Here is a 17389-nt window from a genome sequence, read left to right as displayed (position 1 = left end):
TTATTCATTTTTTTTGCATTAATTACATTTTTCTACTTGCTTAGTCTCTTGATTTGGATAGAATCCTATATGACTTAACCAGGAGGGTTTACTATGAAAGAAGTCATACTGCATTTAATGAATGAAATCTCTACTCTAACTCCGCCAATTAATCTCTTAAATTTAAAGCAACTATTTAGCTCAACACCGCTAACAGAAAATGGCATTCCACAAGAATTGAAATCCCAGTTTGCTCTCTTATTGTCGCTAAAACAACAAATTGAAGAGCATTCTAGTTTGACAGCAGAATTAGAAAAGCATAAAGAGAAAAAGCAAAATATTGAAACTTTGATGAAAAAAAGCTCAGATCTTCAAAAGGAGATTTCTGAATTAACTAAAGCAATCGAACAATCTACTAGCGAAATAGCTCCTTTATATAAGGAAATTGAACAAGGAGTCAATGAAAGCCTACCTAAAAGAAATCTGTCAATACCTTCCTATGACTTGCCAAAATATGGAGAAAAACAGAAGGGAGTAGTATCAGAGTATTATGATTACCTTAGCAGAACCATTGAAACAATTGACACCCAACGAGCAAAATTCAAGTTAGTCTTGCTAAAGAGTCAGTTTGATACCATAAAAAAAGAGCTGTCTGAATTAGATATCCAATGTCCTGAAGAAAATGATGGTGATCGATTGCAAGAGATCTTATCTGTTGTTGAAACTGAAACAAAAAAATTAACCCGCATCACTGAAAAATGGGATGATCTGCAAAGACGATTTGCTCAACAATTATCAGCATCGGATATAACTCAAAAAGAAACTGAATTAAAAAAGCAAATCGAAGAGTTAGATTTAGAACTAAAACGTATTGAAGATGAAGTGACTACTTATGTTCTTGCAAAAAATTTAAAGGAAGATTTAACTAAACAATTTCTAGAAAGACAAAACACTTCTGAATTAATACAAGAATATGAGAATAAAATTGATGGATTGCTCTCTAATCTTAACCCATCTGCTTGGGTATCTTGGTATTCAAATCCGAAGTATAATGAAGAGCAACAAATACTTAAAGATTCTGTTCAGTTCTTAAAGTTATTAGATCGACAGAAAGAATTAACAATAAAGCATTCAGAATTTATAAAACAGCAAGGATTATTAAGCAAAGCCTTACCTGAAAGCCCAATTAATGAAGACGTTATACAAGCTCCCAAACAGTTAGTTGCTGACGCTATTACCCTGATAAACAGCATACCAACCTATTCTTTATCTACTGAACTCTCTGCAGAATCTTCTCCCGCTGATTTTTATTTGTCCCTGCTCAGTAATATGCCTCAAGTTACTGAACAAAGAGAGAAAAAAGCACGGGCGTTTGAGAAATTGCAAGAAATATGTTCTCTAAGCAAGGAAATAGCTCAATTAAATGAACATAAATTCATAAATGAGCAATTACCAACTTTGCAAGAGGCTGAAAAAGCGAACGAATCTGAAGCCGATGATGATCGACAGAAAGGTTACTTAAAAAAACAAATTGATTTATGTCAATCCTATTTAGAAGCAACCAAGCAAATTGATCTTCTTCTTAGAAAACAAGGACAAACGACAAATGAAATAAAAACTCTTATTGAACAATTGCGATTACCCTCCAACCAGCCATTAAAAATAGAAGAGCTGGATTCGATCCAAAATAAGTTATCCAATATTGAAAATCAAATCCAATTTCTCGTGACAGAATTAAATCAATTGTTACCACCTAAAATTGGGAAAGAAGTAGATACCGGACCCTCTGTTGAAGCGCAACAAAATAGAGTTATAGTGGAGGAAATACCTGCAACGATGCTAATACAACCACCATTAAAAACGTTAACACCAGAAATGGAGATTGTTCAACGAGAGGAAGTAATCCAAAAGCCTCTTTCCCCTAAAGATTCATTACTGCCCCCACAGAATGGGTCTGATTTATCCTTAGAACCCAGCGCGCCTTCCATCTCAACTAATCCGTTAAAAGCTCCTACTGAACAGTTAGAAGAAAATATACCTCATGAAATTGCTCCGGATTCTACAAGGGATGGCATTAATAAAAATACCCCTCTTCAGGGGGAATCTCTTCCAACCCGCCCTACTCCAACTGAAAATGTATCACTGGTTGATCGGACATCTACTCAGCTTAAGGAAATTACTTCTGAGAAACCCTATAAAGATTCATCAACTAAGGTTTCATCAGAACCAGGCAACCAACAGATATTTAATACACCAATACCGCAAAATGTGAAACCATTAGACATCCATAAGTCGTCCGAATCAGAAGAAGACTTCATGATAACTTTACTTGATGAAGTCAAAAATCCCATTGAGATCAATCCAATCAATACGCCCTCTGAAGAAGGTTTGCCAATTGGAGGGGTAGTAGAGCAACCAAGCACACTGTTAATTGATCACCTTTCTAAGAAAGCTCCGACTTCTGGAAACGCCAATCCACAAATATTTTCAAGTTCATCGCATCCCAGTAGAAATCCCAATTCAGACCCAGTTTCTTCACTATCACCATCTCAGATTTATGAGAAGAAACTGGATATTTTGCACTCACAAATCACTGAGTGTCTAAAACAACATTCCGAGGAGATCCAGCTCTGGTACAAGAATGTGTATGAATCAATTACAGCTTCGTCTCTCTTTGACACTTTAGTTCTTAAAGCACTTCAGCTCTTAAAGGACATCTTGTTTGAGTTACAGGCTAAAAAGAATGATTTATCTGTCATACAGGCCTACATGCGACTATGCCTTGATCCAAAACAAGACCTTAACAAGCTATTAGTTTTAAAACCAGCACTCCCCATTATTGAGAAAGAGCTTGCTGACATAGAGCTAGAACTGAATAACTGGCCCGTGGAGTTACAGAAATTTCAGCTGCAATATCTGAAATTAAAAACAGAATACCCAATTGAAGCTGAATTATTCCTTCAAGCAGCTCATTCGCTTGTTTCAATAAAACTATCAATAGAACAATCTGGCTCAAAAGAAGCAAATCAAGAGCAAATTCCACTCATCACTAAAGATCCGCGATACGACCCTTTAAAGCGGCACAGAGGCTTGATAAAAATATGGGAATGTCTAGAGGATTTCTTCAGAATGTTAATTGGCAAGCTAAAAGGACAAGAAGAATACGAATATACAAAAAGACCCTGCTTTTTCAATACAAGATCCAGCAAATTACTTGAAGAAGCAGAGAGCATGACGCATTCTATGCTATCTGTAAATAATTGACTATAAGGACACGGGAATCGGACCAAGACATGAGAGTCAGAGTTAGTCATAAGAAGGCTCAAATGAGTGTAGTGTAGCCAGCAGGATAGCAAGATCGAAGTAAGCACAGGGAAGAAACAAGACTTTTTAAAAAAGTCTTCTTCCCCTTTGAGCCTGCCTCGATCAAACGTCTACCTGCAATGCAAATCAGAACTATGATCTTTTTTGGTCCGATTGCCGTGTAATTTTTCCCTACTCCTAATGACAAGAACATTAAAGAATCAGGAAGAAAAGATTATTGCTTACTAAAGGCGTAGACCGTATTTTTCCCTCGTTTTTTTGCACTATAGAGTGCAATATCAACACCCGATAATAAGTCTATAATATTATGGGCATCTTTAGGGAAATTCACAATACCAATTGAAACAGTGGTATAAAAATGTCCACCTTGGAGATCCTCAAACTGAGTATTACTCACACTCGTTTTCAATGCCCAAGCAACTTTTTCAGCCCCAACTGGATCCGTTTCTGGTAAAAGAATACCAAATTCATCGCCTCCAATACGTGAAACCATATCCCCTTTACGTACATTGGCATGTAAAACCGATGCAATTTTTACTAAAACCTGATCACCACACGGGTGGCCATAAGAATCATTGATCTGTTTAAAATTATCCATATCAATTAGGAGCACAGAAAATACATGATGGTGGCGTTCAGACCGAGAGATTTCATAATCCAATATATTATTAAAATAGCGGCGATTATGTAAATTGGTCATGGAATCATGCGTTGAAAAATACTCAAGATTTTCAAATGCTAGCGATAGATTAGCTGAAATGTCATTAAAGCTAATCATAGCGCTTTTTGTATAAAAAGTTTTACTAGAATGACTTTTTTCTTCCTCAGCGCGCAATAAATTTAAAGTATTGACAATTTGATAATAGCGATTTATTAGGCTAGTGATTAGCCTGACTTCTTCCACATCTTTCTGTTGGCAGAGAATTTTTTGTAAAAAAGATTGACTTTCTACTAACGTAGAATCAATTAATTTTTCAACGGCTTTCATAAAATAATGAGAACGTGTATGCATTTGCATCAAAGTACTAAATTGCTTCAGTACTTCAGTACGTATGTCGTCTAATTTAAGTACATCGATATAAAGAGTTTTTTGCATAATGGTACCACCCTATTCTTTGAAATGCCCTCCAGAACTCATCAAATCCATACCACAACGAAGATTCTTAAACCAGTTAATGAAGTCACACACTGATTGACCACGATAAATTGGACCATGTTGAGGGGCAATCATATTAATATCTAATTTGGAGATATTGCTTACCCAAGCTCTAGCAGCTTTGTTACCACACATATAGCGTCGATGGAAGGACTCGATAAATGGTAAATGTTTCTCAAAATCATCTACAAATGCATAATCTTGATCATCAGGCAAACAAGCAGCTCCTATATCTCCTGAAAATAATATTTTGGAAACTGGATCATACACGTTCATTTGTCCTTCAGAGTGCAAAAAATGCGCTGGAATGATCTTCAGATGAAAATCATTTTCAAATATACAATCCATCCCAACATCAGGAACACCGAAAAATCGGCTCGTATCCTTAATACCATAATGAGGTAAAAATCGAATCCAGATCCGTGAAATATAAATTGGGGCTTGAATTAACTCCATCCAAGTTGCAATTCCAGCTACAATGTCAGGATCCTGATGGGATAATATGATCGCCTGAGTAGAATCTGGGTTAAGATAACGAAGTAGTTCCGACAACGTTTGTGGCATCACATTAAAACCGCCTGGATCAAGTAAAATACCATTGGCATGATGTTTTATCAAATATTGATTGGAGCGAATGCCGTTCTCTTCTCCAGGATCACTTTCATTCAGCAAGATGAATTGATGCGAGTCTGATTCAAATAGAATAACGTTTCGCATAATCATCCCCCTGAAAGATAGTGTTTCTATTAGAGATAATTATAGAACAAAAAGAATCGACTCTGCCTCTCTAAATGGATAGTCTATCTGTAATAAAGGCCTTCAGGTCTTATTAGATTTAATCAAATACTTTGATCTTTGCTAACCCTACCTGGCCTATTACATTGAATCGAACTTCGTTAAGAAGATTACGAATTAGTTAAATTTTCATCAATTTGATCGATATAGTCGCACAACATTTGGCCTGTTGTCTAACTGCTTCTTCGTTGGCTCCTTCTACCATAATCCGCAATAATGGTTCGGTACCAGATGGTCTAAGTAATACTCGACCTTCACCATTCAAACTTTTCTCTAAATTTTTAACCGCCTGAATAATTTCGGGATTAGATGCTAATAGTGCCGCATTATTTGTTTTTAAATTAATCAGTGTTTGCGGGAATAAATGAATTTCTTCAGTTAACTCATGTAGTGCCTTATCCTGCTTCACCATGATTGAAAGAACTTGCAATGCAGCTACAATACCATCACCTGTTGTCGTCTTATCTAAACATACAATATGACCAGAGGTTTCCCCACCTATCCTCCAATCTTTCTCTTTCAATGCTTCCAGAACGTATCTGTCTCCCACCTTAGAGCGTTCAAATGGTATTCCTAATGAGGTAATTGCTAACTCCAAGCCATAATTGCTCATTAAGGTACCGACTACTCCTCCGTGTAACACACCTCGTTGATGCCTCTCTTTTGCAATGATATAAATAATTTGATCGCCATCAACAAGATTTCCTCTAGAATCTACTAAAATAACTCTATCACCATCACCATCCAAACCAATACCAATATCAGCTCCAACGCTAATCACTTTTTTTCTTAATAATTCAGGTGCTGTTGAGCCACAATCTTGATTAATATTAAACCCATCCGGTTTGACTCCCATAGGAATAACATCAGCACCTAATTCAGAAAACACATTAGGAGCAATATGATAAGTTGCTCCATTGGCACAATCGACAACAATTTTCAAATTGGATAATCGAGACATGGAATGAATTGTAGATTTGCAAAACTCAATGTAACGACCAGCTGCATCATTAATGCGTGTTGCTTTGCCTAGCTTGGCTGAAGACACTGTTTGCAATTGCTGCTCTAATTGGGCCTCAATCGCAAGTTCTACACTGTCAGGAATTTTTCCTCCATCAGATGAAAAAAACTTAATCCCATTATCCTCAAACAAATTATGCGAAGCACTAATCACTATGCCAGCATTAGCCCTCAACGTTTGAGTTAGATAGGCTATTCCTGGAGTGGGCATAGGACCTAATAGTGCTACATCAACTCCTGCAGCAGATAATCCTGCCTCCAAAGCAGATTCCAACATATAGCCAGATATCCTGGTATCCTTGCCTATTACTACTTTTTTCCTCTCACCATTTGCAAGAACGCGACCTACAGCCCACCCTAATTTCAAAACAAATTCTGGGTTAATATTTGATAATCCAACGTGGCCACGTATGCCATCAGTACCAAAATATTTACGTTGACTCATCTTTACCTACCTTATTTTTATCATTCTATCTTTTATTATTCTGGCAGTTTGCTAAATTCCATCAAATTGGATTATTACTAGTATGATAAATTGCATTAACCATGGTTAATGCTTGATTTGTTTCTTCTACATCGTGCGTTCTAATTATTGCTACACCCTTAAGAGCAGCATATATTCCCACTGTAATGCTTCCAATTAGACGTTGTTCAACTTCTTTATTTAAAATGACGCCGATTGTACTTTTACGTGAAACACCTAAAAGAATTGGTAACCCAAAAGAATGCAACTCATTCAGATGATAAATTAATTCTAGGTTATCTTTCACTCGCTTTCCAAAACCAAATCCAGGATCAAGAATTAATTTTTTCTTATCAAGCCCAATCTTCTGACAAGCCTCAATTCGCTCTTCAAAAAAATGACATAAGTTTGTCATGATCCCTTCTGGATAGGAAGGATCGTCTTGCATATTTTGGGGGTCACCTTGCATATGCATTAAACAAACAGGAACACCTAATTTCGCAGCCATTGCAAGAGCCCCTTCCTTTCTTAAGGCATAAATATCATTTATGATATTGGCACCTGCTTCGACTGCCCTCTCCATCACCTCAGGTTTATTAGTATCCACAGAAATACAAACGTCAGTAACCTTTCGAAGCTGCTTTATGACTGGGATTACCCTTGACAATTCAACATCTAAAGGAACTTGCATGGCTCCAGGCTTAGTTGACTCCCCTCCAATATCAATCAGATCAGCGCCATGAGCAATTAATTGAAGCGCATGCTCGCATGCTCGATCCATGGACAAATATTTACCACCATCATAAAAAGAATCTGAAGTAACATTCAACACACCCATAATCAATGGTTTTTCGAAAATATTAGAGGAATTGAGCTGGCTTTTCCGCTCAAGCCAGCCAAGGAATTGTTCAGAATTCACTGGGTTCTCTCGATTAACTACTCACTGATAAGATTAATGCTCTTCAGCCGGTTTTTCTATTGTTTCACCATTAACTGGTTTTACTGACTTATCATTAATTGGCCCAGTCTTTTCTATTGGCTTCGTTGATCCCCAATCTTCCGGAGGAGTAGGTTCTTTCCCAGACATAATTTCCTGAATTTGATTGGTATCAATAGTTTCGTATTTAATAAGGCTTTGAGCCATTAAATGTAATTTATCTATATTGGTCTCAAGTATTTCCTTCGCTCTTTGATAGTTCCTATCAATAATAGCCCGAACCTCATCATCGATCTGTTGTGCAGTCCTGTCAGACATTTCCTTGTGTTTATTCACAGAACGACCTAAGAATATCTCTTCTTCCTCTTCTCCAAAGGTAAGAGGTCCCAACGCTGACAATCCCCAGGTTGTAACCATTTTACGTGCAATCTCCGTAGATCGCATAATATCATTGGAAGCCCCCGTAGTAACACTTTCAGGACCAAAAATTAATTCCTCTGCAATTCGTCCACCAAATAAACTGCACAACTGACTTTCCAAACGACGTTTACTATGACTATATCTATCCTGCTCAGGTAAAAACATAGTAACTCCCAAAGCTCGCCCCCGCGGAATGATTGATACCTTATAAACTGGATCGTGCTCAGGGACAGACAAACCCACAATAGCATGTCCCGCTTCATGATAAGCTGTTAGTTTTTTCTCATTATCATCCATCACCATGGAACGTCGCTCCGCTCCCATCATGATTTTATCTTTTGCTTTATCAAGTTCAATCATACCAACTTTACGCTTATTTGCTCTGGCAGCAAACAACGCGGCTTCATTAACAAGGTTAGACAAATCTGCGCCTGAAAACCCTGGAGTCCCGCGAGCAATTGCCTTGATATCGACATGGCTCTCTACTGGAACTTTTTGTAAATGAACTTTTAATATTTGTTCACGACCTCTAATATCAGGTAAGGGAACTACCACTTGACGGTCAAAGCGGCCTGGGCGTAAAAGTGCAGGATCCAGAACATCTGGGCGGTTGGTGGCCGCAACGACAATGACTCCTTCGTTTCCTTCGAACCCGTCCATTTCTACCAACAATTGGTTAAGCGTTTGTTCGCGCTCATCATGCCCACCACCAAGACCAGCTCCTCGGTGTCTTCCAACAGCATCAATTTCATCTATGAAAATAATACAAGGAGCATGCTTTTTCGCTTGCTCGAACATATCACGCACTCGAGACGCACCTACCCCAACAAACATCTCAACGAAATCAGAGCCTGAAATAGTAAAGAATGGTACTTTTGCTTCTCCAGCAACCGCTCTGGCCAATAATGTTTTACCAGTTCCAGGAGAGCCAACAAGTAGAACACCACGAGGAATACGTCCCCCCAAATTTTGGAATTTGGTAGGGTCACGCAAAAAGTCTACAAGTTCTTTAACTTCTTCCTTAGCTTCATCAACACCAGCAACATCAGCAAAGGTTACTTTAACTTGATCCTCGCCTAATAATCGGGCCCTCGATCTGCCAAAAGACATAGCGCCTCGACCGCCACCACCTTGCATTTGGCGCATGAAAAATATCCATACCCCTATTAGCAATAACATCGGGAACCAATTAATAAACAAATGCAAGAGGAAACTTTCTTGTTGCTTTTCCTGCCCACTGACATCTACCTTGCTTTTCAAAAGCTCGCCTAGCAAAGCATTATCCTGCATAGGCATATAAGTAACAAATCGCTTGTTATTTTTGGTTACGCCTTTGATGATCTTGTTGTCCTCAATCGTAACAGAATTCACCATCCCCTGATCGACTTCTTGCAAAAATTGACTATAAGAAATTTTCTCAGCAACTGAGTTACGAGGACCAAAATTACTGAAAACAGAGACAAGAACTATCGCTATTATCAGCCATAAGAATAAATTTTTAACCATGTCGTTCAATGTATTAACCTCGTTAGTTACTTTTTGTGAGATCTAAAGCAGCTCTTGCCCAATTGTGTATTTAAAACCACTAAATGTTTTTGCACCATATATATATATAAAACTACTATAAATTATAACCCTTTGCCAGCAAATAGGTTTCTTTTGAACGAGATCTAGAAGCAGAAGGTTTGCGAATCACCACTTTTTCAAAAGATGCTCGTGCCTGTTTCACTAATTCATCAAAACCTGAACCATGAAACACTTTAACTAACATATTACCACCTGGTTTTAGCATTTTCTCAGCAAAATCAAATGCCAGTTCTACCAAATACATAGCCCGTGGAATATCTATTGCTGAGCTACCACTCATATTTGGGGCCATATCTGATAATAACAAGTCTAACGTCCTTTGAGGAATTAAATTAATTAATTCTTGCAGTACATGATCTTCGCGAAAATCCCCAAGAATAAACTCAACATTTGGTAAAGCATCCATAGGTAAGATATCTAAGGCGACAAGACGACCTTTTCCTCTCATTTTTTCTGAAACATATTGAGTCCATCCACCAGGAGCTGCTCCTAAATCTACCACAGTCATCCCGGTTTAATAAGAAATTCTTTATCATCAACTTCTTTAAGTTTGTATACAGCACGGCTCCTGTATCCTTCTGCCTGCGCTTTTTTTACATAAACGTCATCAAAATGTTCCTGCAGCCAACGTTTACTACTTTTAGTACGGTTCATAACTCATTTATATAAAGCAATTTTCCCTATTATAATACAGAATTTTACTACCTTTTCCCAGAAAAACGTGCAATAATTTACCATTTTATCACCTGGAATATCACAGATGGACACATCTTTAAAACAATCGCTAAAAGCCAAAGCACATCATTTAAAGCCCGTCGTACTTTTGGGGGCTAAAGGATTAACAGAAGCTGTACTGACAGAAACAAATACGGCCTTGCTGGCTCACGAATTAATTAAAGTTAAAATTAATGGCGCCGAAAAGGAAGACCGAATTGAAATGGCTCAGGAATTATGTGAACAATTACATGCGGAATTAGTACAAATGATAGGCAATACACTTGTGCTATACCGGAAAAATGAAGAGTAAAGTTCTTAATTAATTGGCCAGCGCTATATAAAGCGAAGCCCCCATTTTAATTTCTAGAAGATACAAATAAGTAAAATCCTTGATTTTAAGTTAAAGGATTTCCAAGCTTCTGCAAATAGAGATAACCAAATTGATAAGAAGCATAATCCGTAATATGCCCTTCATCCCGATATATAGGAATCCCATTTAAATCAGAATAGCAAATCATACCCTGGCATTGTACTTCTTTAGGATCTATTAGTATCAATTGAGGGTATTTTTTTTGCATATTAACAAACAATTGGTTTAACCAAACTTCATTATCGGACAAGGTTAAAATAAAGTGACATTGTTCTGAATTATAATTTTGTCTTAATTTGATATGTTTAAAAAAGCAATTATGTAAATTCTTTTGTGCGACTGCGGTTGACTTGATTAATACAGGCTTTGCCCCAGAAGACACAATAATATTAAGCGCTCTATCCAAAGCAACCTCCAACCGTTTTTTAGTCAGTTCAGTAGAATACTGATCGCCTAACTGATTGATAATATTAGCAGAAGCATAATTGCCCCATATCTGACCAATGATCACGTAATCGTAATGATTCTTCTGAATCATGCGATAATATTTGTCCGTTTGCTCATGGCATTCTTGATATACTTGGTTTTTAAAATGCCACCAATCATAAAGATATATACCAGGTAAAGTAAGGCAAGAAGAGGTTCCTTGGGCCAGTATTGAAACACCAGCCGCTTTTCCCAAAACATCCATAAACCCCCAATAATGATTAGAAAAGGAATCTCCAATCATAAAGCCTTTCTTAACAGGCTGATTTTTTACTCCAATTCTGCAGTTCGAATCACTATCTATTTTATTATTACTAATACATAATGGTCTGTATCGATTTTCATAATTTTTCAATTGCTTATAAACAATAACCAGTTCCTGATTAAATCGTTGCGGATATCCTGAGTGAGATTTAATGATATAAGAAGTGAAATGAAAAAAACCTATAGGTACCAATAACAAAATAGCCACAGTGTAGCGAAATGGTATGTGCTTGAATTGCTTGGTTGGTCTTTCAACATAACGCCACGATAAATAAGCTAAAGCAAAAGTAATCCCATAGGCAGCAAGCAAAATCCAAAATTGCTCTTCAATACCTTGATATCTTAAAAGTGAAAATACAACCCAATGCCAAATATAAAGTGAATAAGATAACACGCCGACAAAAACTAATGGCCGAAAAGAAAGAACCTTCATTATAAGAAGTGAAGGATAGTTTTTTCCTAAAGCAATCAGGATAGCAGTTGCAATACACACCCCCAAAGCATACCAATTAGGATATCCAAGAAGAATATTATTGAGAGTTGCTATGTAAAAAATAAAAAATAATGCGCATGAACCTAAAAATACTAAAACATATTTATTGATTGAAAATTCAGTGCGAGGACTCAACGCAATGGAGGAGCCTATTAAAAACTCAAAAATGCGACTGGAAAATTGATAATACGTTTGAGCTGGAGTTTTGTGTGAGTAGTACAGAGACAATAACAAGAATAAAATCACTAGTGAATATATCACATACCTAATCTGCCTCTTATTCAGAAGCGTGTATAAACTATACATAGCGATCGGTAAAATCAAATAGCATTGCCATTCTATTGAAAGTGACCAAGTATGTAATAAAGGAAGCTGGTGAGCATCTGGTGAAAAATACCCTGTAGTTGTTTTATTAAAAAACAAATTAGAAATAAATAATGATGTTTTTCTTGCGCTACGACTAAATTCTATTAAATCATTAGGCAAAAAAAACAATATACTTAATACAGTAGTTACTAAGATAAGACAAATAAAAACCGGCTGTAAGCGCCATAATCTGCGATTATAAAAATCAAAAAATGAAAAATTACTATGATTTAGTGATTCCTCAATAATACTGGTGATAAGAAATCCCGATATAACAAAAAATATGTCAACCCCAATAAATCCTGATGGGAATAGGGAGAGGCTGCCGTGATAAATTAAGACCAATAAAATTGCGATGGCCCTTAATCCATCGATATCAGGTCTATAATTCATGTCGATCACTTATTCATATTACCAAATCCGAAAATAGTACCATTTAACTTAAAAAGACAAAAATTTTTATTCAGATATATTGATTTCAGATATCCTGGATAGAATTATAACATTGCTTGCAAATGAGAATGATTATCATTTATATTTATATAACGATACAATTTTATTTTTCTTGGAGAAAATAATGGCTCTAGCGTACGGTAATTTTCATGAACTTAGTCACCAATTACGCTTTTTATTATTTGAAATTGGCATAGGGCTACCACAAAATAGCATTGATTACTTTATCACTCTAGCGCATAAAAACACCTTGGAACGCCTACAACAAACAGCTCTAGCCGAGAAATTAATTAGCTCAACCATTGCTAGTCACCATATCCATGATTTTATTGACCAGTTACAAATTAGATTAAAAAACTCAATGCCAGAAAGTCAGTTCTTTCAATGGAATAAAATAAGAAAAGAGTTGGATGAATCGATAGCCAACGAAGCCTTAGCTCAAGCTTACAAACAAAACTGGAATATCCAATTACGAAATGAAGCGACGCAATATAACAATTTCTGGGACTGGGTAAATCATGAGCTATCATCCTATCAATCCTTGTTATTTTTGGAGCAATGGGGATGTGTAGGGCACCCCTATCATCCTGCCTTTCGAGCCAAAATGGGGTTTACAAGAAGAGAAGTACTCCAAAACTCTCCCGAATTCCAGGCAAAAATTAGTGTGCATTGGTGTGCATTGAGTAAAGTAAAAGCCGAATCAAAGCATTTTATTGATTATATTCGCTTAATTGCACAAGAATTCCCAATAGAATATTTGTATTGGCGAGAAAAATTGCTATTTGGTCATTTCAATCCTGATGATTATTTTCCAATCCCTGTTCATCCCTGGCAATGGCGAAATCAACTACAAATTGCTTTTGCGCCATTAATTGATAATAAATCACTTATCTTATTGCCTCATCACCAAACACTAATTCCTTCTTTAACACACAATATGATGATGCCTCAAAGTTCTACTCTTTACACCCTCAAGTTAGAAACCACTTTAAACTCTTCCTTTATGGAACAGGAGGATTATTCGGATTACATGGCCTCTCTTACTGGCTGGGTTGATTCTTTATTAGATCGAACAAACCATTACAAAAATACTTTGTTCATAAGCAAAAATATAGTGAATATTAATATACCCCAAGATACTCCAAAACATGAACAAAAAAATTTAGCTGTTGGTCTTCATCAAAATCCGATTCACCTAATCACACAAGGGCAACGCGCAGTTCCATTATCAAGTTTATTCGCTATATCACCCTGTACCAAAGTACCATTAATTATTGAGATTATTCAGGCAAGCGGCCTACAACCTATGACTTATTTTGCCCAATATTGTTATAAATTATTATTTGGACAATTTCATTTATTACTGAAATATGGAGTTGCTCTGAAAATAGAACAGCAGAATGTTTTAGTTATCTTTGAACAAAATATGCCTCAAGGAATAGTGATAAAAAATCTAAGCCACTTACAAATATGCCATCACGAATTATTTAAAGATATTCAAAAGCCAAATGTCCCAGAGCCTCTCGCTATTTACACAAAAGATCTCAACCATCTTAGGGCACTTATTGTTCAAGGAACATTAAAAAATAATTTATATCACTGGATTCAATGTTTAAATAGCAACTATCATATCCTTGAGAAAAAGTTGTGGAGTGTAGTTCGTGGAGTAATACAAAGTGTATTTCAGGATTTATCAAAAGACAAAGCCATTGATCTTCGCCTTCTAAGTTGGCAGCAACATCTTATGCTTTACGAGGACTGGGAGTACCAACCCCTATTCACTTTGTGTTTAAATCCAAATACCAGCACCATGATAAAACAAGCGAATCCATTATGCTCTCAGTAATAAGAACTAACTATCACTCATTTTGATTTCGTAATAACGTGACAGAGGCAGTGGTATTGTATAAACTACCTTATAATCCTAAATACAGCACGATACTCTTGCTCGCTGCAAGTCAACTGCTTCTTTAGGATCAATGCGCCATTTGAGCACTCAAATACTAGATCTCGTGCCTGCAATGTGGACTCAATTTAAAGCAAGAGATCTATATATAGAGTATTGTTGGCATAATATTATATCCCTCCTCCGCTAATGAAAAATGTGAGGGGACAAATTATCGTACGACAGATGATATTAAAACATATTCCCAATACTTTAACATTGCTGCGATTAATTCTAATTGTTCCATTTTTAACGTATTTATTCCACCATGAATACGTTAAAGCATTTTACATTTTTATCATAGCAGGATTAACTGATGGTTTGGATGGATGGCTAGCAAGACATTTTCATTGGCAAAGCTTTTTTGGTTCTTTTGTGGATCCTCTTGCAGACAAACTCCTCGTCGCCTCCAGTTTTATCTCCCTAGCCCTATTAGACTCTTTGCCTTGGTGGTTAGTACTTCTTGTTTTTTTACGAGATTTTACCATATCCATGGGGGTATTAGCTTGGTATTATTTTATTCAACGAAAGCTGGATTTCGAGCCGACACGCCTAAGCAAGCTCAATACAGGCTTCCAATTAGCTTTGGTCACTCTATGCCTATTTCAATTAGCTTACTTTAAATTCCCTTATGATTTAGTCAATATCCTAATCTATTTGACAGCTTTTACAACCACAACTTCTTACATTGATTATATTTGGACCTGGGGCAGGAAGGCTTGGTCACCTAAAGAATTATAAAATGAATAAACAATTGGCTTTAGCAATAAAATTAAATGATGAAGCAACCCTCAGTAATTTTAATTGGGGAAGTAACATTTTGCTGCAACAACAACTGATGGCCATGCTTACTTTAAAAACTGATAGATTACTCTACCTATGGGGACCCCAAGGAAGTGGTAAATCTCATTTACTGCAAGCTTGTTGCCAGGCCATCAATTTAACCCAATCTGCAATTTATCTGCCCCTAACTTTTCTAAAAGAATGGGGGCCACAAAGTATTGAAGGACTAGAAGATCAAACCTTAATTTGTATCGATGATATTAATGCCATTGCTAATGATTCGAAGTGGGAAGAAGCTTTATTCCATCTATACAACAAGATAAAAGATTCGGAGGAATCGCTTTTAATTATTTCTGGAAATCAACCACCAATAAACTGCCACATTAAACTCGCAGACTTACGCTCCAGATTAAGCTGGGGATTAGTTATTCAACTCAATGAGTTAAATGATGATGAAAAAATAAGTACCCTCAAAATGCGTGCAGCAAAACGCGGATTTGAGATACCTGAGAGTGTGGGACAATTTTTATTAAACCGTTGCTCTCGAAACATGCATGACTTATACCAACTTCTCAATCGATTAGACGATGCCTCTTTGGAAGCTCACCGTAAAATCACAATACCCTTTGTTAAGGATATTTTGAATATATAAAAGATTTTTAGTATGTTTTCTGGAAACTCATCCGTAGGATCATTAAACTTAATTCTGAGAGCAATATATCTGTCCATTCCAATTTATCTCAACTGTATTCAAATTAGAATCAACCATAAGATCACAATTTGATCTATGCTTCTATAAATTCTACACTTTAGTTGTAAATTGTCAAAACGTCTATTTTCTGGAGCAAGTCATGAAAAGATCTAGTGGCCCATTTTTTCAGAAAAATCCACCAGTAGCTCGACGTAGTTTATGGACTGGGGCATCTAAGAGAGATTATTATCCATCAACAAAACAAGAAAAATGGATTTTTAGCAGTCACTGCTTCCCTACAACTACTTTTCGAGGAAAGAAAATTCTAGATCCGGAATTTGATAACGCATTTAATTTCTTAATGAACGCCAAATATGAAAGGCTCGTATTTCGAGGGATGCAGAAAAGAGAAACTAAAGACCCGATAAATATTGCTTTGGCAGGGCTTATCGGACGAAAGCCTTTAGTTGTTTATGACGAATCCAAACAAGTAAAATTAGAAGAAACGAAAGAGTCTGTAAAAAAACATCGAAAAGGTGATGTTCGTGGTGTCTCCACAACAGCTAAACTAGGTATGGGACTTTCTTTTTCCAATTATCTGCCTAAATCACATCTAATGATTGTGGTTGATCTAGTCAATGTTCCGAAAAATCAACGATATGCTCAGGACTATACAGAGAGTGTCGATGTGGATGCCGGTGGGCAACTCGTTAATTATAGTCATGAAGGCGAAATAACCATTAGCTCTGTCCATGCCTCTGCTGTCCTGATGCGTGTAACACGAGATGGGTTAAGTATTAATATAGAATATAATCCCCTTTACATTGACCAAAACTTGCTCCCTCAAGAATTAAAAGAAGATTATGAGGATTTATTAAAAACATTCTATGAAACTGCTTATGATATCAGAAATACGGAAGATGTTGAATTAATAAAAGCTTTTCAAACTAAGCAAAATGCCTTTTATCGTAGAGTAGCAGAGTATATGCAACTTGATACCTCTCATACCAAAGCACTAGAGATTGAAGCAATCAGTAATGAAGATTTTCTTACAAAAGAGATGGAGTTAAAGAAACCGTTTTTTTGACAAAAATGAGAATACGTCTATATTTATTGTGGACTGCACATTTTTATCTGTTA

12 protein-coding genes and 1 pseudogene are annotated in these 17389 nt (G+C 36.5%); 6 read left to right on the top strand and 7 right to left on the bottom strand.

The genetic code is table 11. From position 1 onward, the window contains the following. Window positions 1–93 precede the first annotated feature (93 nt). A complete protein-coding gene (locus tag OK13_RS00975; protein ID WP_035886669.1) occupies window positions 94–3243 on the top strand; it encodes a hypothetical protein in 3150 nt (1049 codons plus the stop codon). A gap of 274 nt (window positions 3244–3517) precedes the next feature. On the opposite strand, the gene OK13_RS00970 is transcribed toward OK13_RS00975, so the two are convergent. The 6 genes and pseudogenes from OK13_RS00970 to rlmE all read right to left on the bottom strand — a co-directional run bounded on the left by OK13_RS00970 (window position 3518) and on the right by rlmE (window position 10335). After that, window positions 3518–4399: a GGDEF domain-containing protein gene (locus OK13_RS00970; RefSeq protein ID WP_035886667.1), complete on the bottom strand. Its 882-nt coding sequence runs from the start codon at window positions 4397–4399 to the stop codon at window positions 3518–3520. Window positions 4400–4411: 12 nt separating this feature from the next. After that, the gene (locus OK13_RS00965; protein WP_035886664.1) at window positions 4412–5176 is read right to left on the bottom strand and encodes an oxygen-binding di-iron domain-containing protein; all 765 of its coding nucleotides are present in this window, start codon (window positions 5174–5176) and stop codon (window positions 4412–4414) included. Window positions 5177–5375: 199 nt separating this feature from the next. After that, window positions 5376–6719, bottom strand: a complete 1344-nt coding sequence (gene glmM, locus OK13_RS00960) for a phosphoglucosamine mutase (RefSeq protein ID WP_052117508.1) — start codon at window positions 6717–6719, stop codon at window positions 5376–5378. A gap of 61 nt (window positions 6720–6780) precedes the next feature. Then, complete coding sequence (gene folP / locus OK13_RS00955; RefSeq protein ID WP_035886662.1) at window positions 6781–7656, bottom strand: dihydropteroate synthase; 876 nt, start codon at window positions 7654–7656, stop codon at window positions 6781–6783. Window positions 7657–7689: 33 nt separating this feature from the next. Beyond that, window positions 7690–9600 carry an ATP-dependent zinc metalloprotease FtsH gene (gene ftsH / locus OK13_RS00950; protein ID WP_035886660.1) on the bottom strand — a complete coding sequence of 637 codons (1911 nt, stop codon included), beginning with the start codon at window positions 9598–9600 and terminating at the stop codon, window positions 7690–7692. Window positions 9601–9715: 115 nt separating this feature from the next. Beyond that, window positions 9716–10335, bottom strand: a pseudogene (rlmE, locus tag OK13_RS00945) (23S rRNA (uridine(2552)-2'-O)-methyltransferase RlmE). A gap of 106 nt (window positions 10336–10441) precedes the next feature. Here rlmE and yhbY point away from each other — a divergent pair. Further along, a complete protein-coding gene (gene yhbY, locus OK13_RS00940; protein WP_035886658.1) occupies window positions 10442–10708 on the top strand; it encodes a ribosome assembly RNA-binding protein YhbY in 267 nt (88 codons plus the stop codon). A gap of 85 nt (window positions 10709–10793) precedes the next feature. Here the strand turns inward: yhbY and OK13_RS00935 are convergent, their stop codons facing one another. Beyond that, complete coding sequence (locus tag OK13_RS00935; protein WP_035886656.1) at window positions 10794–12770, bottom strand: acyltransferase family protein; 1977 nt, start codon at window positions 12768–12770, stop codon at window positions 10794–10796. A 184-nt stretch (window positions 12771–12954) separates the two neighbouring features. On the opposite strand from OK13_RS00935, the gene OK13_RS00930 reads away from it, so the two are divergent. The 4 genes from OK13_RS00930 (at window position 12955) to OK13_RS00915 (ending at window position 17336) form a co-directional block, all read left to right on the top strand. Beyond that, a complete protein-coding gene (locus OK13_RS00930; RefSeq protein ID WP_035886648.1) occupies window positions 12955–14676 on the top strand; it encodes an IucA/IucC family protein in 1722 nt (573 codons plus the stop codon). 285 nt (window positions 14677–14961) lie between these two features. Beyond that, window positions 14962–15516, top strand: a complete 555-nt coding sequence (locus OK13_RS00925; RefSeq protein ID WP_035886640.1) for a CDP-alcohol phosphatidyltransferase family protein — start codon at window positions 14962–14964, stop codon at window positions 15514–15516. Window position 15517: 1 nt separating this feature from the next. After that, window positions 15518–16210, top strand: a complete 693-nt coding sequence (hda, locus tag OK13_RS00920) for a DnaA regulatory inactivator Hda (protein ID WP_035886637.1) — start codon at window positions 15518–15520, stop codon at window positions 16208–16210. Window positions 16211–16409: 199 nt separating this feature from the next. After that, a complete protein-coding gene (locus tag OK13_RS00915; protein ID WP_052117507.1) occupies window positions 16410–17336 on the top strand; it encodes a hypothetical protein in 927 nt (308 codons plus the stop codon). Window positions 17337–17389 lie beyond the last annotated feature (53 nt).

The organism is Legionella norrlandica, from assembly GCF_000770585.1.
GTDB lineage: Bacteria > Pseudomonadota > Gammaproteobacteria > Legionellales > Legionellaceae > Legionella > Legionella norrlandica.
This window is presented reverse-complemented; position numbering and strand designations above follow the sequence as displayed.

Coding starts and splice junctions, on each gene's coding strand:
- OK13_RS00975 (WP_035886669.1), top strand. CDS start 94: ATGAAAGAAGTCATACTGCATTTAATGAATGAAATCTCTACTCTAACT.
- OK13_RS00970 (WP_035886667.1), bottom strand. CDS start 4,399: ATGCAAAAAACTCTTTATATCGATGTACTTAAATTAGACGACATACGT.
- OK13_RS00965 (WP_035886664.1), bottom strand. CDS start 5,176: ATGCGAAACGTTATTCTATTTGAATCAGACTCGCATCAATTCATCTTG.
- glmM (WP_052117508.1), bottom strand. CDS start 6,719: ATGAGTCAACGTAAATATTTTGGTACTGATGGCATACGTGGCCACGTT.
- ftsH (WP_035886660.1), bottom strand. CDS start 9,600: ATGGTTAAAAATTTATTCTTATGGCTGATAATAGCGATAGTTCTTGTC.
- yhbY (WP_035886658.1), top strand. CDS start 10,442: ATGGACACATCTTTAAAACAATCGCTAAAAGCCAAAGCACATCATTTA.
- OK13_RS00935 (WP_035886656.1), bottom strand. CDS start 12,770: ATGAATTATAGACCTGATATCGATGGATTAAGGGCCATCGCAATTTTA.
- OK13_RS00930 (WP_035886648.1), top strand. CDS start 12,955: ATGGCTCTAGCGTACGGTAATTTTCATGAACTTAGTCACCAATTACGC.
- OK13_RS00925 (WP_035886640.1), top strand. CDS start 14,962: ATGATATTAAAACATATTCCCAATACTTTAACATTGCTGCGATTAATT.
- hda (WP_035886637.1), top strand. CDS start 15,518: ATGAATAAACAATTGGCTTTAGCAATAAAATTAAATGATGAAGCAACC.
- OK13_RS00915 (WP_052117507.1), top strand. CDS start 16,410: ATGAAAAGATCTAGTGGCCCATTTTTTCAGAAAAATCCACCAGTAGCT.